General features: G+C 53.4%; 25 protein-coding genes and 1 tRNA gene. 11 read left to right on the top strand and 15 right to left on the bottom strand.

The features are described from left to right. Positions 1–74 precede the first annotated feature (74 nt). The 5 genes from ACT3T6_RS12355 to ACT3T6_RS12335 form a co-directional block, all read right to left on the bottom strand. Positions 75–1,016, bottom strand: a complete 942-nt coding sequence (locus ACT3T6_RS12355) for a ribose-phosphate pyrophosphokinase (protein ID WP_172117127.1) — start codon at positions 1,014–1,016, stop codon at positions 75–77. Positions 1,017–1,073: 57 nt separating this feature from the next. Beyond that, positions 1,074–1,148 (bottom strand) — tRNA-Gln (locus ACT3T6_RS12350). Positions 1,149–1,178: 30 nt separating this feature from the next. Next, on the bottom strand, positions 1,179–2,042 hold the full coding sequence (gene ispE, locus ACT3T6_RS12345) for a 4-(cytidine 5'-diphospho)-2-C-methyl-D-erythritol kinase (RefSeq protein ID WP_193054973.1): 864 nt from the start codon (positions 2,040–2,042) through the stop codon (positions 1,179–1,181). 55 nt (positions 2,043–2,097) lie between these two features. After that, positions 2,098–2,739 (bottom strand): lipoprotein insertase outer membrane protein LolB, encoded by a 642-nt coding sequence (gene lolB / locus ACT3T6_RS12340; protein WP_172117125.1) that lies wholly within the window; start codon positions 2,737–2,739, stop codon positions 2,098–2,100. Positions 2,740–2,821: 82 nt separating this feature from the next. After that, entirely contained in the window at positions 2,822–4,600 is a 1,779-nt protein-coding gene (locus ACT3T6_RS12335) for a tetratricopeptide repeat protein (RefSeq protein ID WP_193054972.1), read from the bottom strand. 246 nt (positions 4,601–4,846) lie between these two features. Here ACT3T6_RS12335 and hemA point away from each other — a divergent pair, with 246 nt between their 5' ends. From hemA to ACT3T6_RS12310, 5 genes are read left to right on the top strand one after another with little or no spacing between them, the layout of a single operon-like run. Next, complete coding sequence (gene hemA / locus ACT3T6_RS12330; protein ID WP_193054971.1) at positions 4,847–6,157, top strand: glutamyl-tRNA reductase; 1,311 nt, start codon at positions 4,847–4,849, stop codon at positions 6,155–6,157. After that, the gene (prfA, locus tag ACT3T6_RS12325) at positions 6,154–7,242 is read left to right on the top strand and encodes a peptide chain release factor 1 (RefSeq protein WP_172117122.1); all 1,089 of its coding nucleotides are present in this window, start codon (positions 6,154–6,156) and stop codon (positions 7,240–7,242) included. The genes hemA and prfA overlap by 4 nt, the downstream gene beginning before the upstream one ends. Then, a complete protein-coding gene (prmC, locus tag ACT3T6_RS12320; RefSeq protein ID WP_193054970.1) occupies positions 7,242–8,090 on the top strand; it encodes a peptide chain release factor N(5)-glutamine methyltransferase in 849 nt (282 codons plus the stop codon). Before prfA ends, prmC begins: the two co-directional genes overlap by 1 nt. Positions 8,091–8,121: 31 nt before the next feature. Continuing rightward, entirely contained in the window at positions 8,122–8,622 is a 501-nt protein-coding gene (locus tag ACT3T6_RS12315; protein WP_087106768.1) for an Lrp/AsnC ligand binding domain-containing protein, read from the top strand. 4 nt (positions 8,623–8,626) lie between these two features. Then, complete coding sequence (locus ACT3T6_RS12310; RefSeq protein ID WP_193054969.1) at positions 8,627–9,385, top strand: HesA/MoeB/ThiF family protein; 759 nt, start codon at positions 8,627–8,629, stop codon at positions 9,383–9,385. Positions 9,386–9,434: 49 nt separating this feature from the next. On the opposite strand, the gene ACT3T6_RS12305 is transcribed toward ACT3T6_RS12310, so the two are convergent. From ACT3T6_RS12305 to ahpC, 3 genes are all read right to left on the bottom strand, one after another. Then, positions 9,435–10,508 (bottom strand): FUSC family protein, encoded by a 1,074-nt coding sequence (locus ACT3T6_RS12305; protein WP_193054968.1) that lies wholly within the window; start codon positions 10,506–10,508, stop codon positions 9,435–9,437. 335 nt (positions 10,509–10,843) lie between these two features. Then, positions 10,844–12,400, bottom strand: a complete 1,557-nt coding sequence (gene ahpF / locus ACT3T6_RS12300; protein ID WP_193054967.1) for an alkyl hydroperoxide reductase subunit F — start codon at positions 12,398–12,400, stop codon at positions 10,844–10,846. 231 nt (positions 12,401–12,631) lie between these two features. Further along, a complete protein-coding gene (ahpC, locus tag ACT3T6_RS12295; RefSeq protein ID WP_193054966.1) occupies positions 12,632–13,195 on the bottom strand; it encodes an alkyl hydroperoxide reductase subunit C in 564 nt (187 codons plus the stop codon). A 356-nt stretch (positions 13,196–13,551) separates the two neighbouring features. Here ahpC and ACT3T6_RS12290 point away from each other — a divergent pair, with 356 nt between their 5' ends. From ACT3T6_RS12290 to ACT3T6_RS12275, 4 genes are all read left to right on the top strand, one after another. Beyond that, positions 13,552–14,655: a polyamine ABC transporter substrate-binding protein gene (locus tag ACT3T6_RS12290; protein ID WP_193054965.1), complete on the top strand. Its 1,104-nt coding sequence runs from the start codon at positions 13,552–13,554 to the stop codon at positions 14,653–14,655. A 94-nt stretch (positions 14,656–14,749) separates the two neighbouring features. Continuing rightward, on the top strand, positions 14,750–15,967 hold the full coding sequence (potA, locus tag ACT3T6_RS12285) for a polyamine ABC transporter ATP-binding protein (protein ID WP_193054964.1): 1,218 nt from the start codon (positions 14,750–14,752) through the stop codon (positions 15,965–15,967). A 34-nt stretch (positions 15,968–16,001) separates the two neighbouring features. Then, a complete protein-coding gene (locus ACT3T6_RS12280; RefSeq protein WP_193054963.1) occupies positions 16,002–16,913 on the top strand; it encodes an ABC transporter permease subunit in 912 nt (303 codons plus the stop codon). Further along, positions 16,910–17,731, top strand: coding sequence for an ABC transporter permease subunit (locus tag ACT3T6_RS12275; RefSeq protein ID WP_193054962.1), 822 nt, complete (start codon positions 16,910–16,912; stop codon positions 17,729–17,731). Before ACT3T6_RS12280 ends, ACT3T6_RS12275 begins: the two co-directional genes overlap by 4 nt. Positions 17,732–17,749: 18 nt before the next feature. On the opposite strand, the gene ACT3T6_RS12270 is transcribed toward ACT3T6_RS12275, so the two are convergent. Further along, positions 17,750–17,959 carry a CPXCG motif-containing cysteine-rich protein gene (locus ACT3T6_RS12270; RefSeq protein ID WP_087106752.1) on the bottom strand — a complete coding sequence of 70 codons (210 nt, stop codon included), beginning with the start codon at positions 17,957–17,959 and terminating at the stop codon, positions 17,750–17,752. Between the two features lie 136 nt (positions 17,960–18,095). Here ACT3T6_RS12270 and ACT3T6_RS12265 point away from each other — a divergent pair, with 136 nt between their 5' ends. Next, positions 18,096–18,524, top strand: coding sequence for a DUF3617 domain-containing protein (locus tag ACT3T6_RS12265; RefSeq protein WP_172117113.1), 429 nt, complete (start codon positions 18,096–18,098; stop codon positions 18,522–18,524). A 104-nt stretch (positions 18,525–18,628) separates the two neighbouring features. Here ACT3T6_RS12265 and ACT3T6_RS12260 read toward each other — a convergent pair whose 3' ends face one another. Together ACT3T6_RS12260 and ACT3T6_RS12255 are read right to left on the bottom strand one after the other, a co-directional pair. After that, a complete protein-coding gene (locus tag ACT3T6_RS12260; protein ID WP_193054961.1) occupies positions 18,629–21,736 on the bottom strand; it encodes an efflux RND transporter permease subunit in 3,108 nt (1,035 codons plus the stop codon). Then, positions 21,736–22,815, bottom strand: a complete 1,080-nt coding sequence (locus ACT3T6_RS12255; RefSeq protein ID WP_193054960.1) for an efflux RND transporter periplasmic adaptor subunit — start codon at positions 22,813–22,815, stop codon at positions 21,736–21,738. The genes ACT3T6_RS12260 and ACT3T6_RS12255 overlap by 1 nt, the downstream gene beginning before the upstream one ends. A gap of 133 nt (positions 22,816–22,948) precedes the next feature. On the opposite strand from ACT3T6_RS12255, the gene ACT3T6_RS12250 reads away from it, so the two are divergent. Next, entirely contained in the window at positions 22,949–24,133 is a 1,185-nt protein-coding gene (locus ACT3T6_RS12250; protein ID WP_193054959.1) for an NAD(P)/FAD-dependent oxidoreductase, read from the top strand. Between the two features lie 22 nt (positions 24,134–24,155). On the opposite strand, the gene ACT3T6_RS12245 is transcribed toward ACT3T6_RS12250, so the two are convergent. The 4 genes from ACT3T6_RS12245 to ACT3T6_RS12230 all read right to left on the bottom strand — a co-directional run bounded on the left by ACT3T6_RS12245 (position 24,156) and on the right by ACT3T6_RS12230 (position 26,296). Beyond that, positions 24,156–24,473: a YqjK family protein gene (locus ACT3T6_RS12245; protein WP_193054958.1), complete on the bottom strand. Its 318-nt coding sequence runs from the start codon at positions 24,471–24,473 to the stop codon at positions 24,156–24,158. Next, positions 24,448–24,852, bottom strand: a complete 405-nt coding sequence (locus ACT3T6_RS12240) for a phage holin family protein (protein WP_193054957.1) — start codon at positions 24,850–24,852, stop codon at positions 24,448–24,450. The genes ACT3T6_RS12245 and ACT3T6_RS12240 overlap by 26 nt, the downstream gene beginning before the upstream one ends. After that, positions 24,852–25,184 carry a DUF883 family protein gene (locus ACT3T6_RS12235; RefSeq protein ID WP_193054956.1) on the bottom strand — a complete coding sequence of 111 codons (333 nt, stop codon included), beginning with the start codon at positions 25,182–25,184 and terminating at the stop codon, positions 24,852–24,854. Before ACT3T6_RS12235 ends, ACT3T6_RS12240 begins: the two co-directional genes overlap by 1 nt. Before the next feature lie 80 nt (positions 25,185–25,264). Beyond that, positions 25,265–26,296, bottom strand: a complete 1,032-nt coding sequence (locus ACT3T6_RS12230; protein ID WP_193054955.1) for a phospholipase A — start codon at positions 26,294–26,296, stop codon at positions 25,265–25,267. Positions 26,297–26,367: the final 71 nt, after the last annotated feature.

Here is a 26,367-nt window from a genome sequence, read left to right as displayed (position 1 = left end):
TAAGAAAACGCCGCTGTCCGCGACCAGACGACGACGTTTCCAAGGCCCCAGAAGGGGGCTATATCGTTAGGCGATCAATGGAACATCGCGCTAACAGATTCTTCGTTGCTAACCCGACGGATAGCTTCTGCAATCAAACCGGCAACGCTCAACTGACGAATTTTTCCACTGCGACGCGCATGGTCAGCAAGCGGAATAGTGTCGGCCACGACAACTTCGTCCAGTACAGAGTTGGTGATGTTGTCAACGGCAGGGCCGGACAAGATCGGATGTGTCGCATAGGCCACTACGCGTGCAGCGCCATGATCTTTCAGCGCTTCACCGGCTTTGCAAAGCGTACCAGCGGTGTCGATCATGTCGTCAACGACTACGCAAGTACGGCCTTCAATTTCACCGATGATGTGCATCACCTGAGCCTGATTGGCTTGGGGGCGACGCTTGTCGATAATCGCAAGGTCAGCATTCAGCTGTTTGGCGATAGCACGAGCACGAACGACACCGCCTACGTCGGGTGAAACCACGACCAAGTCAGCGTAGTTTTGGCGCTCGATATCATCCAGAAGAATCGGCGAACCGTAGACGTTGTCTACCGGGACATCGAAGAACCCCTGGATTTGGTCGGCGTGCAGGTCCATCGTCATTACGCGATCAACACCCGCTTTTACCATCATGTCCGCCACCACTTTAGCGGAAATAGGGACACGAGCAGAGCGTACGCGGCGATCCTGACGGGCATAGCCGAAATACGGCACAACCGCCGTAATCCGCGCCGCTGAGGCACGACGCAGAGCATCAACCATCAGGATCAGCTCCATCAGGTTGTCATTCGTCGGTGCACAGGTGGACTGGAGGATAAACACGTCCTTACCGCGCACGTTCTCATTGATCTCGACTGCGATTTCGCCGTCGCTAAATTGGCCAACCGTGGCATTACCCATACGGCTGTCCAAGCTCTCGGCAATCTTTTGAGCGAGTTCGGGATTGGCGTTCCCGGTGAAAACCATCAATTTTGACACGCGCAGCCACCTTTGCAGTGTTTGGAATCAGGGGAGAAAACGCAGATCATGTCAGGTTGGCTGGGGTACCAGGATTCGAACCTGGGAATGCCGATACCAAAAACCGGTGCCTTACCACTTGGCGATACCCCAGCAATAACCTAATGCGATGACCGGGCGCTTTCAGCAGCCCAGAGCATCTTGTAGGGGAGAGGTGTTCAGGCCGCGTGCGACCCATGTCGGCCAGCGTTGACCTGCCAATTCAGCGACTGTACGTGCGGCTTGTTCAGACTCAAACGTCGCAAACAGACAAGCGCCAGTACCGGTCAGCTGAACAGGTGCATACTGCGCGAGCCAATCAAGCGCTTCCGCCACCAGCGGATAGCGTTTTTTTACGATGGCCTCGCAGTCGTTACGCCACTCAGACGCTCCCCCCTGCAGTGCGCGCGCCATAGTAATGGGGCGGCTGTCGCGTGTCAATTCCGGGTCCTGGAAGATTAGGGGGGTTGAGACGCTCACTTTCGGGTGAATAATCACAAACCAGGGCGTATCCAGCGTCACGGAGGTCAGCTTTTCACCAATCCCTTCGGCCCAGGCGCTGTGTCCATAAATAAAGACCGGTACATCGGCGCCAAGCTGTAAGCCCAGCCTGGCTAATGCCTCCATTGAAAGTCCTAATTGCCACAGCTTGTTTAACCCCAGTAATACGGTGGCAGCATTCGAGCTGCCCCCGCCCAGTCCGCCTCCCATGGGAAGCTTCTTCTCAATGGTTAGCGTAGCCCCTGGCATGGCTTTTGGTGACGTGCCTGCCGCGCGCTGAAGCAGGCGGGCTGCGCGAACCATCAGGTTGTCATCGTGAGCCACACCGTTTACCGGAGTGGCGAGCGTGATATCGCCGTCTTCGCGCAGGGTGAGTGTGAGCTGATCACTGATATCAACGATTTGAAACAGGGTTTGTAGTTCGTGATAGCCGTCGTCACGACGGCCCACAATGTGCAGCATACGATTGAGCTTCGCAGGTGCGGGTAGTGTTAAAGAAGCAGGCATTAACGCTCTCACGTGACTTGAATTAGGCGCGACAACTCAACGGGCGCATACACCGTTATTGAGAGCGCCACTGGTTAACGACCAGGGTGATGCGTACATCGTCATAGTTCATCACCAGGCGGCGAGGTAGCCACATACCTTCAACCTCTTCCCAGTCGCGGTAATCAATTTCCCAGCCATCCTGCTGCATGTGCTGCGGAAAGCCCAGCTCGTCGGTTTCCAACTGATAGCTTGCATGTTCACCGGGCAGGCCGCGCACCCAGTCAGGCATGGCGCTAACCGGAAGTGACCAGCCTAACTGCTCTTCCATCAGTGCTTCCGGTGTTTCTGCTTCAAAGCGGCCATCACCCGTGGTTAGCGAGAAGCGACCTTCACGACCTTCAAGTACGCTGCGGCCCCCACCAAACGGCCCGCTGATCAGCATGCGGAAATAGTGGGGGTGTTGGCTCCAGTCCAGGTTGGCGCTCTGATTCTCTTGTGGTGTGCGAAGGCCTGCCTTGCCGATCAACGTCCAGGTATCAAAGGCTTCAACATCCGCTTGCTGGCGTTCCCATTGACCTGCTTGGCGGCCACCTTCTTCCATCGGGCCTTGCGTCGCGCACCCGGCAAGTAGCAGTAACGCTATGCTGGCAAGCAAGAGGCGAGGGGCGCGTGCGGTGCTGGTAAAGCGCATAAAAGTGGGCAGTGTGTTCAACATAACAGGCTCCATGTCAATGTGTTGAAAGGGTAATGGCAGCGTCTTAATGGCGTACCGAGCATAAAGAGAGGCGCCAGCCCCGTTAGGGAGCACCTGACGGGGTTAGTCCAGGATGACGTTCAAGTAACTCGTCAACCTGGGGGTGGTGCGTTGTGTTATCAAGCACCCGTTGGATTAACATGCGAGCCTCATCGCTACGACCAAGGGCATGTAAGACTTCGGCCAAATGAGCGGCCACTTCCTGGTCGGGCATCTGGTTATAGGCACTTTCAAGCCAGACAAGCGCTTCTTCATTTTGGCCCAGCCGGAAATATACCCAGCCCATGCTATCAAGTATCGCTGGGTTGCTGGGGTCTTCTTCGTAGGCGCGCTCAATCAGCTCGCGGGCTTCTTCCATGCGTCCTGGCAAGTTAAGGTCTGCCAAGGTATAGCCCAGTGCATTTAAGGCATTTGCGTTGTTGGGTTCAACACGCAAAAGCTGACGTAAATCTTGCTCCATGCCTGGGAAGTTGCCACTCTGCCAGGAGCGCATGGCGCGTAAATAAAGCAGGTTAACGTCATCCGGTGTGCGCGCCAATTCGCGGTCAAGTAGCGCTAATGCTTCATCGGGCGCGTTCAGTTCGTCCAGCAGTTGCACTTCAAGGGCGACCAGGTCGTCAAAGTAATTTTCATAGCGCATTCGCTCAATGCGTAAAAAAGCCCGCGCATCCATTACACGGTCATCGTCAATCAACATGCGAGCGGCTGCCGCACGGGCGGGTAAAAACTCCTCTCCCTCGCCTACCTGGCGGTAGTAAAGCAGTGCGTTATCGGTATCGCCCTGGGACTGCGTAATAGCGCCCAGCAGGTAGTAGGCAAGGTCGGGAACATTGTCCTGACTTGTGAGTGGCTGCAGCAGGCGGTAAGCAGGCTCGCTGTAGCCTTCCTCAAGGTAGAGTTGCGTTAGGGCCAAGCGTAAGCGCTGGTTTCCGTCATGGCTTTCCAGTAGCGCATCCGTTTGTGCTTCTGCGGCGGCAATATTATTCAAACGAATTTCGGCTTGAGCCAGCAGCAGCGTAAACCGTACGTCATCGGGGGCAATGCTGGCGCCGTGTTGCGCGGCTCGCCTGGCTGTGTGTAGATCGCCAGCTTCGAGCGCCAGTTGTGCTTGGGCAAGCCAAAGCGTCGCCGATTCTGGCGCTTGCTTTGCAACGTCGTCCAGATACGCTTGCGCTTGGCGGGTATTGCCAAGCGCTGATTCAAGTAGCGCAGTGGCAAGCAAGGCATCGCTATGATACTCAAGCTGCTCTGCACTGGGCTGAGCCAGGTGGGCGCGCATCAATTGGGCCAGTAAGTTGAGCGGTGCGCTCCCTTCCGTGATAGCGATGTCGACGAAGGCCGCAAGCTCGCCATTGCCGCCTGCTTGAGTGATCGCTAGCCGCTGTTCAAGGCTGTCCAGCCAGTCACCGCGCTGCAAAGAGATCGCGGCCAGTAGCTGGTTGGGTGATTCTGCCGAGGGGGCCAGCTCACGCCAACGCAGTGCGGATGCCTCCATTAACGCTACATCGTCACCAAACCGAGCCGCAAAAGTGGCGCGTTCAGCCAGCGCCGGAACACTATAGCGTTGCGATGCCTCCAGGTAACCTTGGCTGGCAGAGCGGTAATCGCCACGTTGGCCCGCTAATTCCGCCGTAAGCAGCGTACGTAGACCATCGGCGTCCAGGCCTCGGGTAATAGGTGGGGCCGACTGCATGGGGTCAGAAGCTATCAGGTCTGGCAAGCCGCCTTTATAAGAGGGTGCTGACTGGCAGCCGCTCAGGAATACCACGGTGGCGGCCAAGGGCAGTAGGGATGAACCCAATTGTAGTGAGCGAAGGGGCATGCGTCTCTCATTTTAGTGGCCGAGCGTTCAGCATAGCGGCTTGGCTGGCTGCGGCAAAGTGATGTACGCCAGATGTTAGTCTGCTGTGATAGAATAGTCGGCCTTGAAAGGCTGGCAGATAAGCGCAATTGAGTAATGATCAGCCGTTGCCCAGACTTGCGCTAATTAAGCGTAAGACGTAAACCATTGAGACTTCAAGACCGATAGCAACGTGATGACCGAACCACTAGCGAAGACGCATACCGTATGACGCTTCTTGCCTTGGGAATCAATCACCGTACTGCCAGTGTGGCCGTACGCGAGCAGGTAGCCTTTACTCCGACGCAGTTAGAACACGCGCTGGAGCAACTGCGTGGTCTGTCACATATTAGCGAAGCAGCGGTGCTCTCCACCTGCAACCGTACTGAACTATATTGCGTAACGGACGCTGCTGGCGAGCAAGCCGTGCTTGAGTGGCTAGGGCGTTTTCATAACTTGAGTGTTGAGGAGCTGACCCGCTGCGCGTACCACTATTTAGACAACGACGCTGCGCGCCATTTAATGCGTGTGGCCGTTGGTCTGGATTCGATGGTCTTGGGTGAGCCGCAAATACTTGGGCAATTGAAAGATGCCTATCAACAGGCGCGCCAAATGCAGGGGTTAGGCGGCGAGCTTGAGCGTCTTTTTCAATATACCTTTGCAATTGCCAAGCAGGTACGTACCGAAACCGGGATTGGCAAAAATCCGGTTTCGGTGGCCTATGCTGCGGTGAGCATGGCAAGCCGAATTTTTGATGATTTTAGTCGCTCGCGGGCGTTGTTAATCGGTGCGGGTGAAACCATCGAGCTGGTCGCGCGTCATCTACATGAAGCCGGTGTACGTCAATTAACCGTGGCTAACCGCACACGTGAGCGTGCTGAGCTTGTCTCCTCGCGATTGGGTGGTAAGGCGATTACGCTGTCTGAAATTCCGGCCGCGCTGGAAGAGGCCGATATCGTTATTTCTTCCACCGCATCACCCCTGCCGATTTTAGGCAAGGGGATGGTTGAAAGCGCACTTAAAAAGCGTCGCCACCGCCCGGTTTTTATGGTGGATATCGCCGTGCCGCGGGATATTGAATCCGAAGTAGGCGAGCTTGCCGATGTATTCCTTTATACGGTTGATGATCTGGAAGAGGTGATCGAAGAGAATCGTCGCTATCGCCAAGTGGCTGCTGACCAGGCCGAGTCACTGATTGAACACGGTGTCAGTAGTTGGCAGCATGAAAAACGTATTCGTAACGGTGGCGAGTTGATTCGTGATTACCGTCAGCACGCCGAAACCCTGCGCGATCAATCGCGCGATCAGGCGTTGGAGCGCTTGGCGCGCGGTGAAGACCCAACCAAAGTGATTGAACGGCTGGCTCACCAACTGGCTAATCGCTTAATGCACCAGCCCACGCAAGCAATACGCGATGCCGCCTCGCAAGAGCAGCATGACTTGCTGGAGGCCGCGCCACGCTTACTATTGCCTGTTAAACCCGCCTTTGAAAAGCCCGCGCCCACGGCTAACCGCCAGAAGGATAATACGCCCGCATGAAAGATACCTTGCGCCAACGCCTCGATAGCTTTACCGAACGTTTTGAAGAGCTGGCGATGCTGCTGTCTGACCCTGAGGTCATTAATAATCAGCAGCGCTTTCGCGACTATTCACGTGAGTACGCCGAGCTGGATGAGCTGGTAGCGGCTTGGCAGCGCTATCGCAGCGTTGAAAACGATATTGAGGCAGCCCAGCAGCTTAGTCGGGACGATGATCCTGATATGCGTGAGCTTGCCGAGATGGAAGTCAGTGAAGGGCGCGAGCAGCTAGACCTACTGGATACTGAGCTAAAGCGTTTGCTGGTGCCTAAAGACCCCGATGATGGTCGAGGCGTGTTTTTGGAAGTACGTGCTGGTACCGGTGGTGATGAAGCCGCGATTTTTGCAGGTGATCTGTTTCGTATGTACTCACGCTATGCGGAAAAACGTGGCTGGCGCGTCGAAGTAGTGAGTACCAACCATGGCGAGCAGGGCGGCTATAAAGAGATTATTTCCCGCGTTAAGGGGGATAGCGTCTATGCGCGTTTGAAATTTGAGTCGGGTGCTCACCGAGTGCAACGCGTTCCTGCTACTGAATCTCAAGGGCGTATTCATACCTCGGCATGTACCGTGGCGGTGATGCCTGAAGTTGATGATGTTGGCGATATCGATATTAATTCATCGGATTTACGCGTCGATACCTACCGTTCAAGTGGAGCCGGTGGCCAGCACGTTAACACCACCGACTCAGCGATTCGTATTACCCACATACCGACAGGCGTAGTGGTTGAGTGCCAGGAAGAGCGTAGTCAGCATAAAAACCGGGCCAAGGCGATGTCGCTGCTTGCCGCGAAATTGAAGCGTAATGCGGTCGATAGCCAACGTCAGGAGCAGGCGGATGCCCGTCGCTCGCTGGTAGGCTCTGGTGATCGTAGCGAACGTATCCGTACCTACAACTTCCCTCAGGGGCGAATTACCGATCATCGTATCAACCTGACGCTTTATAAGCTCAATGAAGTGGTGAGCGGCGAGCAGTTGGATGAGGTCATTGAGCCCTTGATCCACGAGTATCAAGCCGAACAGCTATCGGCGCTTCAGGACACGTAATGACGTTTGATGCGCTTTTACAGGCCGCAGCAGAGCGCTTAAAAGCCGCCGGCTCAGCCTCGCCGCGCCTGGATGCCGACGTCCTGCTTGCCCACGTAATTCAACGGGACCGCACATGGCTGTATACCTGGGGCGACCGTGCTTGTTCCGGGTGGGAGCATGCGCGCTTTGATGCACTAGTGGCGGCGCGTGCTCAGGGGCAGCCAGTGGCCTACCTGACCGGTGAGCGAGAGTTTTGGGGGTTGCGGTTGGTCACTTCAAAAGAGACGCTAATACCACGGCCGGATACCGAAACGCTGGTAGAAACAGCGCTCAACCACGTTGCCTCTCCCGTCGGGCGCTTGCTGGATTTAGGTACGGGCACCGGAGCCATTGCACTGGCCTTTGCCAGTGAGCAGCCTGGTTGGCAGGTGGTTGGTGTCGACCTTCGCTCAGAAGCGGTTTCTTTGGCACAGCGAAACGCAGCCGCGTTAGGGATCAATAACGTAGCGTTCATGCAAAGCAATTGGTTTGCTGCCTTTGAGCAGGGTGCGACACCCGTAGAGCGGTTTGATCTTATTGTGAGTAATCCGCCGTATATTGCCGCTGACGATCCGCATTTGCACCAAGGGGATGTGCGCTTTGAGCCGCTGAGTGCGCTGGTGGCAGGGGGCGATGGGCTGGCCGATTTGATACATTTAGTGGCCACGGCGCGGCGCTACTTAACAGCCTCAGGATGGCTGTTGCTAGAGCATGGCTATCGTCAGGCAGCCTCAGTGCGCGCAGCGCTGGTGGATGCGGGTTATCAAAACGTTGAAAGTATTTGCGACCTCGGTGGGCATGAGCGTATTACCCTTGGGCGCTACTAGCTCGTCTGGCTTATCTGTAGTGGATCCTGCTATGAAACCTAAAAATAGAACGCTAGACCGTATCGACCTTAAAATTCTGCGCTGCCTGCAGGAAAATGCACGTATTTCCTATGTTGATTTGGCATCAGAGGTTGGTTTATCCACAACGCCTTGTTTGGAGCGTGTCAAACGCCTGGAGCGCGCGGGCATTATTCGTGGTTACCAGGCGATTCTTGACCCCCAGGCGCTAAAAGCCAATTTACTGGTCTTTGTTGAAATTAGCCTGGAAACTCAATCGCCAGCCGTATTTGATGAATTTCGTCGAGCCGTTGAAAAGCTGCCGCAAATCCAGGAGTGCCATCTGGTCTCTGGTCAGTTTGATTACATCTTGAAATGCCGCATTCCAGAAATGGCCGCCTACCGTCAGCTATTAGGCGACGTGGTGCTTACGCTCCCCGGCGTCAAAGAGTCTAAAAGTTACGTGGTTATGGAAGAGGTGAAAGAAAGCTTTAGCCTGCATGTACCCGACGTTGAGCACTTTGAGGACAAATAAGTCGATGATGGATGATCAGACACTGCTGCGCTACAGCCGTCACATTATGCTGCCTGAAGTGGATATTGAAGGGCAAGAGCGCTTGCGTAGTGCCCATGCTCTGATCATCGGTGCGGGTGGGTTGGGCTCGCCGGCGGCACTTTACCTGGCCGCTGCGGGTGTCGGGCGGATAACGATTGTAGATGCTGATCATGTCGAGTTGTCTAACCTTCAGCGTCAAATTGCTCATCAGCAGGCAAGCATTGGGCAGAATAAGGCGGCTTCTGCCAAGGCCAGTATGCAGGCGCTAAACCCGGATTGCCGTATTACAGCACTTGAAACGCATGCGGAGGGTGAAGCCCTGGAGCAGCTCGTTGCTGCTGCCGATGTGGTGCTGGATTGTACGGATCGTTTTTCCAGCCGCTATGCCATCAATGCTGCCACGCAAAAGGTAGGTGTTCCGTTGGTGTCAGGCGCTGCCATTCGCTTTTCTGGTCAGCTTGCGGTGTTTAGCCCCCGTGACCCAAACTGCCCCTGCTATGCTTGCCTTTACCCACCGGACGATATGGGCGATGAGGCACTTGGCTGCGCAGAAAGTGGTGTGATGGCACCGTTGGTGGGGTTGATCGGATGTTTTCAAGCAGTTGAGGCGTTCAAATTGCTAAGCGGCGCCGGGCAAGCCCACCAAGGGCTTGCAACCTTTGATGGCCTACGAGGCCAGTGGCGACACTTCAATGTACCGCGTGATCCGGCTTGCACTGTGTGCAGTGTGATACCTAAATAGGGCGATGTTTCGCAGAAAGATCTATCCAGCCTGCCTGAAAAGTAACCGCTTATAGAGTGTCTGGCTGATTTTTAAAATATTTCGACTGATAGTATTTTAATGGCAGGTAGCCAAATACAATAACAATGAAACTTCCAATGACTGTGTCTAGTAATCGCTGTGTGGCGTAATTAATATCCGCACTACCAGGCAAAATGATGTTAATGAGCATCAGTATCAATGGTGTGAGAAAGACTGCCTGTAGCGCATAGGAGTATTTCATTGCCCAAGGTAGGATGCCCGCTAAAATAGCCATAAGCAGAACAAAGGCAACGTTTTTAGGAACAAAAAGCAAGATTAATACACCCAGTATAACGCCCAGCAGTGTGCCCGTTATACGTTGAAGAGCTCGCTTGTGGATTGAGCCCAAGTCAGGCTTCATGATTAATCCGACGGTTAACGGAATCCAAAACCAGTGCGGATTATCATCAACCAGGTGTGCGCTATAGGCAACGCCTAAGCATACGGCCAGAGCGCACGCTTGCGCGTAGTGGTGGCTCGCTACTATGGCTACTGGTTTGGTTGGGGTGCTTTGGCTGGCTGCGTTAAGCGTTGCATCTCTGTTTTTTGCCAGATAGCGGCAGAAAAGAATTTCGATGCCCAGTAAAAGCGCGTAAAGAACCATGCCTACAAGATATAAAAGAGCGGGCATCCAGAAGTTATTAATCGAAGGCACGCCCAGGGCGATAGATGCCAAGAGTAAAATCTGTAACATTGCAATTGATAACGTATGGCTAACGTTGCTAAGCAGTTGGGCCACAGCTCCTGCACACATCATTATGATAATAACCGCGCTCCAGGGCAATATATGCAAATACCCGGCTAAATATCCTACTGATCCGATACAAGCAGAAATAAACATTGCTCGATACACGTCACGATAGCTGCCTGATACCTCCCCGGTAACCATCATCAAGCATCCCATGGCTATCCACATTCCCGTCATGATATGGCCAAGCATGAGTCCTGCCATAAGAGGTAAAAAAATACTGACGGCAGCACGGATTGCTCGGCCCCACTGCCAGCGGGGTTTAGAAGAGGATGATGGGTCCGGTGAAGCAGATGCCTTTTTCATTGAGGTCATTGTGTGCAGTCCTTGATTCATTGAACAGCATTACCTTCTGCTAACAATGGTTAAGATATACAGAGAGGCTGAGTCTGGCAATCACCAGGATGACGCAGTATTGTTCACGTGCTTTGATGGCGGGCAGATTTCACCATACGGCGCTAGACACTGTACGGCTTATACGTTTATCAGACGGCTCAGTGTTGAGCAGTGACGAAGGGCAAATTACGCGTAAAGGGAAGACAAAAAAACCGCCAGCAGCGGTTATGACGTCACGGTCTTATACGTCAAAGGGATAGGGGAGGCGGGTAGTGGAAAACCACTACCCGCTTTTTGGTGTTGGTGCTTGGCGATTAGTTACGGATCAGGTAATCAAACGCGCCAAGTGAGGCTTTAGCGCCTTCGCCCATGGCAATAATAATCTGTTTGTAAGGCACCGTGGTAACATCACCCGCGGCAAATACGCCGGGTACCGAGGTCATGCCGTGAGAGTCGACAATGATCTCCCCGCGCGGCGTCATTTCGATGGGCGAGCCTTTCAGCCACTCGGTATTTGGCACCAGGCCAATCTGGACAAAGATGCCTTCCAGCGCGATGTTTTTAGTCTCATCGGTGTTGCGGTCTTTGTAGGTCAGGCCATTAACGCGGCTGCCGTCACCGGTTACTTCGGTGGTTTGAGCATTTAAGATAATGTCCACGTTGGGCAGGCTCTTAAGTTTTTTCTGCAGTACTGCATCGGCACGCATTTCACCCATAAATTCGAAAAGGGTGACGTGAGCAACGATGCCCGCCAAGTCAATGGCAGCTTCAACGCCAGAGTTGCCGCCGCCAATAACCGCGACGCGCTTGCCTTTAAATAGCGGGCCGTCGCAGTGCGGGCAGTAAGCAACGCCTTTGTTGCGGTATTGCTGCTCGCCGGGGACATTCATTTCGCGCCAACGGGCGCCGGTCGCTAGAACCAGTGTTTTGCTCTTGAGTTTTGCACCTGACTCAAAGGTCACTTCGTGCAAGCCACCTTCGGCCTCAGCGGCTTTAAAGGCAGCTGCCGTTTGCAAGTTCATTATATCAACGTCGTAATCCTTGACGTGCTCTTCAAGCGCGCTAACAAGCTTGGGACCTTCTGTATGAGTAACCGAAATAAAGTTTTCGATACTCATGGTATCCGCTACCTGGCCACCAAAACGCTCAGCCGCAACACCGGTATTAATGCCTTTGCGGGCAGAATAAATGGCAGCTGCAGCACCCGCGGGGCCACCGCCGATCACCAGTGTATCGAATGCGGCTTTGGTGCTTAGCTTTTTGGCTTCGCGGTCGGCGGCGCCCGTGTCCACTTTGGCCAGAATTTGCTCAAGGGTCATGCGGCCCTGATCGAACGGCTTACCGTTTAGATAAATACTGGGCACTGACATAATTTCACGCTCTTCAACTTCGTCCTGGAAGAGCGCCCCATCAATCGCCACATGGCGGACGTTGGGATTAAAGATCGCCATCAGGTTTAACGCCTGAACCACATCGGGGCAGTTCTGGCAGGACAGCGAGTAGTAGGTCTCAAAGAGCATATCGCCTTCGAGCGCTTTAATCTGGTTAAGCACCTCGTCAGAGGTTTTCGGTGGGTGTCCACCTACTTGCAGCAGTGCCAGAACCAGCGACGTAAACTCGTGGCCCATGGGAATACCGGCAAATACAACACCCGTCTCTTCACCTGTGCGGTTGATCGCAAAAGAGGGTGTGCGGCTATCCTGACCATCCGTTTTCAGGGTGATCATGTCACTCAGCCCGTTGATATCTTCCAACAGGCCGTGAAGTTCACGTGACTTGTCACCGTCATCAAGGGACGCAACGATCTCGAACGGTTGAGTCACTTTTTCCAAGTAAGCTTTCAACTGATTTTTTAAATTAGCGTCCAACATGACAGTGAATTCCTCGTAATCTGTAAAAGGTGTTCTCAACCCTTAGCCACATTTAGCCCTCGCTAGTGAAAATCACAGCGAAGTCGGTATAAAAGGGAGAACATATAGCGCGATGTAAAGAGAACACCCGGGTGAAAAAAGCCCGGGTGTTAGGCTGCCATCTGGTTAAGCCGTTATCGTAAGCGGCGCTTCAAGAGCGATTAAGATAACGAAGATGGCAGCACTCGCCGTTTAGATTTTGCCAACGAGGTCTAAAGAGGGCGCGAGTGTTTCTTCGCCTTCTTTCCATTTGGCCGGGCATACTTCGTTGGGGTTTTCACGAACATACTGGGCAGCTTTAACTTTGCGCAGTAGCTCTTCGGCATTACGGCCGATGTTGCCCGCGTTGATTTCAACGATCTGAACTTTACCGTCGGGATCGATAACAAACGTGCCGCGTTCTGCAAGGCCTGCTTCTTCAATCAGGACTTCAAAGTTACGCGAGATTTGCAGCGTGGGGTCAGCCAGCATTGGGTACTGAAGCTTGCCGATCGTTTCGGAGCTATCGTGCCATGCTTTATGGGTGAAGTGGGTATCGGTTGAAACGCTGTAAATTTCAACGCCCAGCTTTTTGAAGGCTTCGTAGTTGTCGGCCAGGTCGCCAAGCTCCGTTGGGCAAACAAACGTAAAGTCAGCCGGGTAGAAGAAGAAGATGGACCATTTTCCCTTCAGGTCAGCTTCGGTGACATCAATAAATTCGCCATCTAGATAGGCGGTAGCTTTAAACGGTTTTACTTCAGTGTTGATCAAGGACATCCAGATTATCTCCGTGTCTTGTGAATGAAGGTGAAAATGTTGAGGACTATAGTAGGGGTATTTTCCTGATAGCTAAAATTGAAAAACACCATTTAGCGTATAGTCTTTTACTATTATGCAGCAGCCTATCTACGCTCCGCAGACCTTGAAGTGGGGGCAGGCCCACTATAATGCAAGAATCTTTCACATTGACTTGCGATAGAGACCGCTGCGCCGCAAAATTCGCGTTCAGTAGAAAAGCCCACGCTAACGGCGAGTGGCTGATGGCTGGCGTTAATCTAGATGGTACTGTTTTGAAGAGCTGTTTTTGAATAACCGTTGCTGAATAACTGTTTTTGGATAATGAGGAGCACGAAATGGGGAACATTCACAAACTTTCCGGGGCCGTTGCGGCCGTTTCTTTAGCCGCAGCGGCGACAGTCGCCCATGCCGATGAGGTACGGGTATATAACTGGTCAGATTATATAGCACCGGAAACGCTTGAAAAATTTACCGAGCGTACCGGCATTGATGTTACCTACGATGTTTATGATAGTAATGAGACGCTTGACGCTGCCTTGCTGGCAGGCCGTTCGGGGTATGACGTAGTGGTGCCTTCTACGCACTTTTTTACGCGTCAACGCCAAGCGGGCGTTTATCAAGCGCTTGATAAAGAGCAGTTACCAAACCTGGAAAATCTCAATACCGAGTTGATGGAAAATTTAGACGCGATTGACCCTGATGGCGACTACTCAGTGCCTTACATGTGGGGCACTAACGGTATTGGCTACAATGTTGAGCGCGTGAAAGAGATCCTGGGCGATGATGCGCCGGTCGATAGTTGGGCAATGCTATTTGACCCTGAAATTACCTCCGCGTTAAAAAAGGCGGGTTGCGGTATTTCAATGCTGGATACGGGTGAGGAAATGCTGCCCGCGGCCATGGCTTACTTGGGCCTGAACCCGCTAAGCGAAAACGCGGAAGACTTTGAAGCCGCCGGTGAAGTGATTAGCGCCGTGCGCGATGATATTACCTATTTCCACTCTTCACGCTACGTATCCGACTTGGCCAATGGCGATATTTGTGTGGCAGGCGGATATTCAGGCGATGTATTCCAGGCTGCTGAGCGTGCCGAGGAAGCAGGGCGTGATTTTGACATTGGCTATAGCATTCCTAAAGAAGGCGCCGCCTTGTGGTTTGATGTTATGGCGGTCCCGGCGGACGCGCCCAATGCTGAAAACGCCCATGCCTTTATTAACTTTATCCTGGACCCGGAAATTGCCGCAGAAATTACCGATTACGTCAGCTACGCCAACCCCAATGCGGCGGCCGATGCTTACCTTCCGGAAGAAATTCTGAATGACCCGGCGATCTATCCCGAAGCCGAGGTTATGCAAAACCTGTATGTGGCGCTTGACATGCCACAGCCGGTACAACGTATCCGTACACGTGTGTGGAACCGTGTAAAGTCTGGCCGTTAAGCTAACCTCATCCGACAGCGAGCCAGGCCTTTTGCCTGTCTCGCTGTTCATCTTTTAATGCCCGGTTTTCCGGGTCTTTTGATGGGAGTGGCGAATGGTCACTACGCCCCTGTCGGACGGAAATTCGGCGAGCGAACCCTCGGCAAACGAACCTTCAGTGAACGAAACGGCAGCGTCTGGCTTGGCGATACAACGCCCACAAGGCAAGACACCGCGGTTTGCAGAAGACATCGTGCTAGAAGTTAAAGGCTTATGTAAGCGCTTTGACGAGGCCTTGGCGGTAGATAATGTAAATTTACAGGTGAAGCGTGGTGAGATTTTTGCGCTTTTAGGCGGGTCGGGTTCGGGGAAGTCGACGCTGTTGCGTATGCTCGCCGGGTTTGAAACTCCCACGGACGGGCATATTTTGCTGGGCGGTCAAGACATTACTGCGATCCCGCCCTACAAGCGCCCGATTAACATGATGTTTCAATCCTATGCGCTATTTCCACACATGACGGTGGCGCAAAATATTGCCTTTGGGCTAAAGCAGGACAAGCTTGCCAAGGCGGAAGTAGATGCGCGCGTGGCGCAAATGCTGAAACTGGTGCATATGGAACGCTTTGCCAAGCGTAAGCCGCATCAGCTTTCCGGTGGCCAGCGTCAACGGGTGGCGCTGGCGCGCTCCCTCGCCAAACGGCCAAAACTGTTGCTGCTTGATGAGCCCATGGGCGCGCTGGATAAAAAGCTGCGTACTGAAATGCAGTTGGAAGTGGTCGAGATTATTGAGCAGGTAGGCGTGACCTGCATTATGGTGACCCACGATCAGGAAGAGGCCATGACCATGGCGGATCGTGTCGCCATTATGGCCGATGGCTGGATTGAGCAGGTTGGCTCGCCGGTCGATGTATACGAAAGCCCAGCCAGCCGTATGGTGGCGGAATTTGTCGGTACGGTGAACCTGTTTGAAGGCGAGATTGTGGAAGATGCCGCTGACCACTGCCAAATCGTATCGCCTGAGCTTGAGCGCCCCATTTATATCGACCACGGCATTACCACTCAAGCGGTTGATCGGCGGGTGTGGGCCGCGCTGCGTCCGGAAAAAATCTGGCTAACGCGTGAGAAACCCTCGTCTGATTACAACTGGGCAGAGGGTAAAGTTCACGATATCGCCTACCTGGGTGGTTTTTCGCTTTACTACGTACGCACCGCCTCGGGTCAGTTGATTAAGGTCAGCATGGCGAATACCGAACGGCGAGGTGACCGGCCAACCTGGGAAGACAGTGTGTATGTCTACTGGGAAGACCACAGTGCCATCGTGTTGAACCGCTAATGGCCCTTTCTGGCTACTTGGGAGATTGCTTGCGATGATGCCATCTCAACTCACTGCCCTGTTCAAACGCTTACAGTTAGGGCGTCGGGCGGTGATTGCCTTGCCGCTTGTATGGCTACTGCTGTTTTTTTTGCTGCCCTTTGCCCTGGTACTGAAGATCAGTTTGTCGGAAGGGGTTGTGGCGATCCCTCCTTATGGGCCGCTGCTTGAGTATACCAACCAGACCCTGCATATCTTTCTAAACGTGGGCAACTATCTGTTTTTGCTCTCCGATTCGCTGTATGCAGCTGCCTATTGGGGGTCTGTAAAAACGGCGTTTATCTCAACCGTGGCCTGTTTGTTGATCGGCTACCCGATGGCATACGCCATGGCCCGTGCCCCAGCACACTGGCAGCTTCTGTTGTTGTTGCTGGTAATGTTGCCCTCCTGGACCTCGTTTTTGATTCGCGTGTATGCCTGGATGGGGATTTTAAGTAACAGCGGCCTTATCAATAATCTACTGATAGGGTTGGGTCTGATCGATACGCCTTTACGAATGATGAACACGCAGTTTGCCGTGGTGATAGGTATTGTCTATGCCTATCTTCCCTTTATGGTGTTGCCGCTTTATGCCCATCTAACCCGGCTGGATAATTCACTACTGGAGGCCGCTTCGGACCTTGGGTCACGTAAACTCAATACTTTTATCAAGGTAACGCTGCCCCTTTCGATGGGGGGAATTATTGCGGGGTCAATGTTGGTATTTATCCCGGCCGTGGGCGAGTTTGTTATTCCCGAGCTATTGGGCGGCCCGGATACGCTGATGATTGGTAAGGTACTTTGGGAGGAGTTTTTCCTTAATCGCGATTGGCCCGTTGCCTCGGCGCTGGCAATGGTGATGTTACTGCTGCTGTTAATACCGATTGTTTGGTTTCACCGTTACCAGTCTCGGGGGCTTGAAGAATGAGCGTAGTACGACGGCGGCCGCATTTTTCAACCTTGATGCTGATACTCGGCCTGGTGTTCCTCTATCTGCCGATGGCGGTGTTGGTGGTGTACTCCTTCAACTCTTCCAGGCTCGTTACCGTGTGGGCGGGCTTTTCAACCCAGTGGTACGGGGCGCTGTTCCAGGACCAACAAATTCTCTCGGCAGTATGGACGAGTCTAAAAATCGCGTTTTTTGCCGCGAGCATGGCGGTATGTTTGGGAACGGTCGCGGCGTTTGTAATGACGCGATTTGGACGCTTCCGTGGAAAAACGGCGCTTTCCAGCATGGTAACGGCACCCCTTGTCATGCCCGAGGTCATTACCGGGCTGTCGTTGCTACTGTTATTTGTTCAAATGGCACAGCTGACAGGCTGGCCCGCCGACCGTGGTGTAGGCACTATCTGGATTGCGCATACCACCTTTTGCAGCGCTTACGTTGCCATTGTAGTGGCGGCACGGCTGCGCGAGTTGGATAGCTCGATAGAAGAGGCGGCAATGGATTTAGGTTCACCACCCCTTAAAACATTCTTTTTTATCACGCTACCCATTATTGCCCCTGCGCTGGCGGCGGGCTGGCTGCTTGCCTTCACGCTGTCGTTGGATGACCTGGTCATCGCAAGCTTCGTGTCTGGTCCTGGCGCCAATACGCTGCCCATGGTGGTGTTTTCATCTGTTCGCATGGGCGTATCGCCTAAAATTAATGCGCTGGCGACGCTGATTATTTTGACGGTATCGCTGGTGACGTTTTTGGCGTGGTACCTGATGCGTCGTAGCGAAGCCAAGCGGCAAATAAATTAGCAACAAGGAGGCGTTTGGCTAGAAAACGTCATCGTCTCGGCCGGTTAACACGGCTTCAAGTTCGCCGGTCATGGGCGAGATGATGATTTCAAGCTGAATAGGCGCACAGCATTGATGGCAATCTTCCCACGTGGCGTGGCTGCCTTGAGAGGTGTCGATGACAAACGTCAGAGGCGCATCGCAATAGGGGCAGTTAAAATCGTGGTTTACCAGGGCATCATCGTGCATAAGCAGCTACCTTTAAAAGTTTGGAGCTTGGCGGCAGTGTAGCAGTCTGCGCGAAGTCGGGCATGGCGGTGATGAATCAGGTAGGATATACGCGGTTTTCCACGGACTGTTTTTCAACGTGCTAAAGAGAGAAACGATGATGTTACGAAACATGGTAGTAGCGGCCACTTTGGCCTTCCCGATGGTCGCCTTGGCGGAAACACCGAATGTTACCCCAGGCGAGTGGGAGTTCGTCAGCGTGACCAGCATCAGTGGCGACATGGATATTCCGGACCAAACGGAAACCGAGCGTCAATGTATTACTCAGGATGACCTTGAAGGCGCCGAGTTTGGGTTTATCGAAGAAGAAGATGGCTGCGAGCTTCTCAATCAGGAAATGAGTGCTGACGGTCTCTCTTACAGCATGGTATGTCGCGCAGAGGGTGGTGAAGCCAATATTGATGGCGATATGAGCTTTATGGGCGAGCAAATCAGCGGCAGCGTTGATATTCTCACTCAGTCGCCAATGGGCGAGCTGACCATGAATACCGCTATTGAAGGTCAGCGTGTAGGTGAGTGTGAATAATCACTTGCGTTGATGCCTGAAAAGGGCGCCTCTTTTTGAAGAGGCGCCCTTTTTTTGACCGATAGCCTTTCTTTACCTCTAGAAAGAAAAGCAGCAACACGTCGCTAACCGGCGGAGTCGGAAATTTCCTCTTCCAGACGCCGTTTAACCGCACCGGGGGAGCCGGTATGACGTGCCAAAAGGTCGTATGCAACCGGCACTACAAACAGCGTGAACAGTGTCGCCGCACCAACGCCTGCCATTATCACCGTGCCAATCACCAGGCGGGATTCAGCGCCTGGCCCGCTTGAAATAATCAGTGGTATGGCTCCGGCCATGGTGGTGATTGCGGTCATCAAAATAGGTCGTAGCCGGGTGACGGAGGCTTCAATGAGCGCTGTACGAAAGGCTTTGCCCTCATCACGTAGCTGGTTGGCAAACTCGACGATCAAAATACCATTTTTAGCAGCCAGACCAATCAATAGCACCAGGCCAACCTGACTATAAATGTTAAGCGACTGCCCGCTTAGCAAAAGCGCCAATAGGGCGCCGCTCATCGCGAGCGGTACGGTCAACATAATGACCAAGGGATGGATAAGGCTTTCAAACTGTGCGGCTAGCACTAGAAATACCACGATAGCGCCTAATATCAGCAGAAAGGTGGTCGCGCCACTTGCCTGCTGAAAATCACGTGAAGGGCCTGCCACGTTGGTTTGTGCTTCTTCGGGCAACAGCGTGTCGGCGGTAGCTTGTAGATATGTAAGCGCCTCCCCAAGCGGGTAGCCGTCAGCCAGGTTGGCCTCGATGGTAATGGCTCGAATACGGTCAAAGCGGTTTAACGTGCTGGCGCCAGCAACGTCGGTAAGCGTCACGAGGCTTGCGAGAGGGATTAGTTCACCAGAACGTGCCGAGCGTACCTGTATATTATCCAGGGCGCGGGGGCTGTTCTGCCGATCGCGATCACCTTCGATAATCACGTCGTACTCTTCGCCGTTATCCACGTAGCGGGTAACGTTGCGACCGCCTAACAGCACTTCAAGCGTACGGCCTATTTCGGTAATCGTTACGCCCAACGCTGCTGCCCGCTCATAGTTAATCTCGACACTGAGCTGTGGCTGGGTCTCGTTATAGTTGCTTTCAAGCGCCGTAATGCGTGGGTTATCCTCCCGCACATAGTCCATCAGCAGGGTGCGCCAGCGAGCGAGCTCTGCGTAATTACCGCCGCCAATCACAAACTGCACAGGCTTTTGTGTGCGTTGGCCAAAGCCCTGACGCATAACGGGGAATGCTTGAACGCCAGGCAGCGGCCTTAGCAGCGCTCGCACGTCATCCATCACCTCCCATGCGCTGCGGCGGCTGCCCCAGTCGGCCATATTGATGATGACAAAACCGCCGTTAAAATTCTCGATATTGCCAAAGCCGCGTGGCGCACGTACGACCACACGTTCAAGCTCACCCGTTTCTATCAGGGGAGCCAGTCGTGCTTCGATTTCATCCATGTAGTCCATCATGTAATCGAAGGTGGCGCCTTCAGGGCCATTCACCAATACGATAAAGTTGCCACGATCCTCTTGTGGGGTGTACTCATTGGGTAGCTCGGTGGTTAGCCATGCCGTCATGGCGATCAACAGCGCAAATACCCCGACAACTATCCAACTGCGTGCAAGCAGCCACTCAAGGATACGCTGGTAACGTCGCTGAGTAATACCCAGTAGCCACTGGACACCTTTACCCACAGCGCTGTCGTGCATGCCGGGTTTAAGAATCTTGGACGCCATCATGGGGGTTAGGGTAAGCGCTAGGAGTGTCGAGAAAACAACGGCTGCCGCCATCGTGAGGGCAAACTCAGAAAAGAGCCGACCAATGTCGCCCTGCAGCATGCTTAACGGAACAAATACCGCGACCAACACCAGCGTGGTGGCAATAACCGCAAACGCAATCTGGCGTGTTCCTCTAAAAGCGGCTACCAGCGGCGTTTCACCATAGTCGTGCATGCGGCGATTGATATTTTCCAGTACCACAATGGCATCATCAACAATCAAACCAATCGCCAACACCAACGCCAGCAGAGTGAGCAAGTTGATTGAAAAGTTCATTACGGCAAGCGCGGTAAAAGCCCCAATGACCGCAATAGGAACGGTAACGGCAGGCACCAGCGTGGTCCGCAGGTTACCGAGGAATAAAAAGATCACCACGACGACCAGGCCCATGGCAATAAACAGGGTCATCACGACTTGTTTAATGGCACCGGAAACAAAGACCGAGGCATCATGGGTTAGGCCAAGCGTCATTCCCTCGGGTAGCGTCTCTTGAAGACGTTCCAACTCATGCCGCACTGCACTTGAAAGCTCAACGACATTAGCGGTCGACTGCATCACGATGCCAAGCCCGACCATGGGAATACCATTGGCGCGAAATACGGAGCGATCTTCTACCGAGCCGACCTCAACCCGAGCAACGTCGTCCAGTCGTACTAGATAGCCATTATCATGTTGATTTAGAGCCAGGCGTTTAAAGTCATCGGCGGTTGCAAAGCTGCGCGGGAGGCGAACGATAAACTGGCGGTCTTGTGATTCAATGGAGCCAGCCGGTAGCTCAACGTTTTCGGCGCGCAGGGCATCTTCAATATCGCCGACGGTCAGGCCGCGAGCGGCAAGCGCATTGCGGTCCAGCCATACGCGCATGGCGTAATCCCGGCCACCGCCGATACGAACGCGGGCAACGCCCGGTTGCACAGACAAACTGTCAACCAGAAAGCGGTTGGCGTAATCCGTAAGCTCGGTAATTGAGTAGTCGGCGCCCGAGAGGCTTAGCCATACCACGATCTCTTCGCTGCTATCGGCCTTGGTGACTTCCGGAGCGTCGGCATCGTCGGGCAGGTTACGCAAGGCACCCGAAATTCGGTCACGGATATCGTTCGCCGCCGCGTTAATATCCATTTCAATGCCAAACTCAATTTCAATGCGTGATCGGCCATCCTCACTTTGCGAGGTAATTAACTCAATGCCCTCGACGCCTGCAATTCGGTCTTCCAATACTTGGGTAATGCGCGTTTCGACGACATCGGCGGACGCGCCCGGATAGCGGGTATCAATACTGACGATGGGAGGATCCACGGTGGGATACTCTTGCAGAGGAAGCCGATTAAGCGCCAGCAAGCCAAAGGCAATGATCAGTGCGGCGATGACCATGGCAAGCACGGGTCGTTGTACGGAAATGTCCGATAGACGCATTAGCGATCGGCCTCCAATAAGGCGCGAATACTCGTTTCATCGTCCACGATGCCCAGTAAACGTACTTCCAGCCCGTCTCTTGCCAGTTGCAAGCCGTGAACCACCACTAGGTCGCCTGCTTCAATGCCTTCAAGAATTTCTACCTGCCCGTAGCGCCGTTCACCTATCACTACGCTGTGCCTTTCAAGGCGCGGGGTAGGGCCACTTTGGTCAATCACCATGACATAGTGTTGGTCGCCACTGGGTTCGAGTGCCGCTTCGGGCAGCACGATGGCATCGCGTACGCGCTGTTGAACGACCACTTCCATCAACATACCCGGCCGAAGGCGCATATCGGGGTTTTCAAGCACGGCTCGCACGTTAACGCTTCGCGAGACAGGGTCAATGGGTGTATCGATACTGGCAATATCGCCAGTAAAACTATCGTCGGGGTAGGCGGCTGTCGTAGCACTGAGCGGTAGCCCAATTGAAAGGCGGCTTAGAAAGCGTTCAGGAACGCTAAAATCAAGCTTCATCACATCCAGCTTGTCGAGCGTTACCAATTCCATGCCGGGCGTTACCAGTGTGCCGGTACTAAGGGTACGCAACCCCACGCGGCCGCTGAACGGCGCTTTGATTTGGTAGTTGGTAAGCCGCGCTTCGATAACCTGTGTATTGGCTTGCGCTTGACGAAGCTGTGCTTGAAAGTCTTCGAGGTCCGCCCGAGCGGCCAGGTTGCGTTCCTGTAGCTGGATGGTACGACCAAGCGTGTTACTTCGTTCGTCACTGATGGCTAGAGCTGAGCGCAACTGGGCTTGTTCTTCGGCATCGTCCAGACGAATCAGTACTTGCCCCTGTTCAACCTGGGCGCCATCCTCAAAATTGATCTCGGCCACAATATCGGTGACCGTCGCAGAAAGCGTAACGCTCTCATCGGCACGCAGGGTGCCCAAGGCTTCCAGTGGGTCAGACCACGTCATTATTTCTGCGCGGCTGCCAATTACAGAAGGTGCAGGCTGCGCTGCGGTTTGCCCTTGGGCGGGGCTTGAGAGTAAAACAAAGAGCAAAACAAGCAAATACGGTCGGGTATACGCGGACATGGGTTTCTCGGTATCAGGCGTGGGGGTAATCCTGGTTAGCACTCTTATATGATGTCATGAAACGTGAAGAAACATTTTCTCTTGGTCTTGAACTGTTAAAATGCGTGTCTTCTCCCCCCAAGAGCAATTCTCTATGGTTTATGATGTCGTGGTTATCGGCGCCGGTGCCGCAGGCCTAATGTGCGCTGCACAGGCTGGCTATGCAGGCCGACGCGTGCTGGTACTCGACCACGCCAACAAGGCAGGTAAGAAGATACTGATGTCCGGCGGTGGCCGCTGCAACTTTACCAATCTTGGCACCACACCTCAGCATTTTTACTCTGAAAATCCGTATTTTTGTATTTCCGCGCTTAAGCGCTATCGGCCGGAACACTTTGTAGAGCTGGTTGACCGGCATGGCGTCGAGTACGTGGAAAAAGCCCCTGGGCAGCTATTCTGTGCAACGTCGGCTAAAGAGATTGTGCGAGTGCTATGGACAGAGTGCGAATGGGCGGGTGTGGAAATAGCGCTAAATACCCAGATCAATAAAGTCGCCAGGCAAGGCGACGCCATGCGCCTGATGACATCCATGGGGAGCATTGATGCTGGGATTGTAGTGGTGGCGAGCGGTGGCTTGTCGATTCCCACGATGGGCGCCACCGGGTTTGGTTATGAACTGGCACGCCAGTTTGGCTTGGACGTGTTGCCTACTCGGCCTGGGCTAGTGCCTTTTGCCCTGAGTGATTTCTGGAAGGAGCGCAGTGCTGCGCTTTCCGGACTCAGCTTGCCTGTCGCGGTGAGCTGTGCAGGGCGGCGGTTTGTTGAGCCGATGCTGTTCACGCACCGGGGCTTGTCGGGCCCCTCTATGCTACAGATATCCAGCGTATGGCAACCCGGCTCATCCATAGAAATTGATACATTGCCGGGCGAGGATGCCGCCGCGTCACTGCGTGAGGCGCGTCAAACAACGCCCAAACGTCAGCTATCCACCTGGTTGGGAGAGCGCTTTCCCAAACGCTTTGCTCAGGCACTTTTAGAGTGGTACCCAGACTCGAATCAGGCAGCGCCGCTAGCTCAATACAGTAACGATGAAGTAGATCAATGGGCCTATCGGCTTAACCAATGGCAGCTTAAACCAGCGGGCACTGAAGGGTGGCGTACGGCAGAGGTAACCATGGGCGGGGTCAATACAGACGCTATCTCATCGAAATCGTTTGAGGTGAAAGGTGTGCCTCAACTGCGCTTTATAGGAGAAGTGCTGGACGTGACTGGCGAGCTTGGAGGGTATAACTTTCAGTGGGCGTGGGCGAGTGGGGTTGCTTGTGGGCAAGCTTGCTAGGCCGCGTGATGCGGCCCGGCAATTAAGTAACAACGTTAGAAAGCAGCTTCAGTTTGCGAAATAGCATATAGCCTGCAAGCGCTTTTCTACCGGCTGCCATTACTCCGCCCGGCCTGCGTACAAATTTGTAGGCGAGCAGACCGCCAGCGGCGTAAAGCGGTAACTTGATGCTGCGCCACTTTTGATCAAGTGGGGAGGCCGAACGCTGTAGATAGTCGCTGCATACCAGAATATCAATGCGCTGCTGCTCAAGCTGTGCAAGTAATGCTGCTTTGCGCTCAGCACGGCTTATACGCTCAGAGCGGTTGGGCGGCTTAACGCTCTTGTTGGTTTGCTTCATCGCCTTTCACCTCAAGCAGAGCACGATCAGCTGCTAGTTGTTTAAGCGTTTCTTTTAAAAACGTATGCCGTTTGGCCTGACGAATAGCAATGGCTGCCAATAATAAACTGGCTGCTATTAGAACACCCGCGCTGACACCAATCGCCAGCAGCCTGTAAGAGTCCCAAAAAAACACGATGACTAGCGCGGTAAGCGTTATTACACCCAGCAATAAAAGTAATAAGCTGGCGCCGGTCAAAAGAAACAGGGTGACTAAACGAGCGCGCTCTTCTTCGAGTTCTAAAACCGCCAAACGCAGTCGGGTTTCACTGTTAGCAACCAGTGACCTTACCAAGCGCTTGGAGGCAGAAAATACGCGTTGGGTTGGCCCCAAAGACATTAGCGGCGTCCGAGCAGCATACCTACCAATAGACCGACGGCTGCGCCGATACCGATGCTGGACCACGGGTTTTCGCGTACATAACGATCACAGCAGTCAACTTGATTTGAAAGCGTTTCACGAGTTTCATCATAAATTCGCTCGCCGCGAGCTTCCAGGCGTTCACGAGCGTTTTTAAGGCGGCTTTCAGCACGAGCACGAAGGTCGTGCATTTCGCTGCTGGCATCCTTGGACGTTGCGTTAACCAGTTCTTCTATGGTGTCGCTTAAGTGGCGCAGATCTTCTTTCCACTGGTCAGTGCGGTGCTCAGTATCGAATTGACGCTTAGCCATTTTGTCTTCCTTTGACGAATGAATGAAATAATTAATCTATATCAGCATAGCAGCCGACACATGATAGACAAGGCCATTTTTTAGCGGTTCAAACCCGTCGCACTAAACAGGGGATTTAAACTAAAACCAATGCTTAGACGGTTAACACGATCATCGTAGTCAATCATGCTTTCACCATAGCCATAGTAATACTGGATGTGCCCGCGCAGGTTGCCAAACGTAGGCCAGCTGTAGTCAATTTGAGTGCCGTAGTTACCTGCGTCCGGGTTACCTCGAAATAACGCGCTGATTTCATGATTGTTATTGAGCCGCTTGGCAATATGGATATCGCCATAGCCCATATAACGTTCAATATCAGGATTATCATCATTACTGGCAGACTCAGGAACGCGCCAAAAAGGAGCGAACGTCACTGCCCAATCGCCACGTTGGAATGTGCTTTCCAGGTAGACGCGGTTCCAGCTGCGCGAGAGAGGGTCTGAGCGGCCATTCGATTGGTGATTAAATGCAACGCGATTGCGTGTATTTACCCAGCCAAGCGCATCCCAGGCGTTATCGAAGTCGATAAACAGCTCGGGTTCGTAATTGGTTTCTCTAAACGGGGAGGAGGCATCGGTATTGTAAGCCTGCCACCAGCTGCGCTGGGTATAGCCAAAATAGAGATCCCCTGCATCGCCGAAAACACCTTCTACCAGGTTGGCTTTAACGCTTAATTGGAACTTGATTTCGTAGCGATCCGCGTCTGAATCAGTGGTGATTTCCCGAAAATTCTCGGCATTCGGTTTTGCGTTATAGCTGACAGGGAACAAATAGTTAAGGCGGTGTGTGGTGATCGAAAAGGGATTGCGTGTCGATTCTTGCTCAAGCAGCCGGCGTTCGATGATATCTTCACGAGCGGCGACTTCGGGTGGTTGCTTTACCGTCACTTTTGCAGGCGTGTCGCCAAGTGCTGTCTGGTTATTTAGTTGTTGTTGAAGCTGGTAGAGTTCACTATTGAGCTCACGAATACGCGCTTCAATTTCTTCCTGGGAGTCGGCTAAGGCAGGGCTACTGTACGTTACTGTGCTTAGCAAGGCTATTACGCTTGCATACAGCAGTTTTCGGGTGACCATTGAAGCGACTCGCAAATAATAAAGGGGAAGGATCAATTATCAGAGTCGTTTCTATACATGCCAAGAGAGTA

Origin of the sequence: Halomonas sp. 72 (assembly GCF_052379785.1) — a bacterium.
Classification (GTDB): domain Bacteria; phylum Pseudomonadota; class Gammaproteobacteria; order Pseudomonadales; family Halomonadaceae; genus Vreelandella; species Vreelandella citrativorans.
The sequence above is the reverse complement of the archived record's forward strand: the minus strand, read 5'-3'. Positions and strand labels throughout refer to the sequence as shown.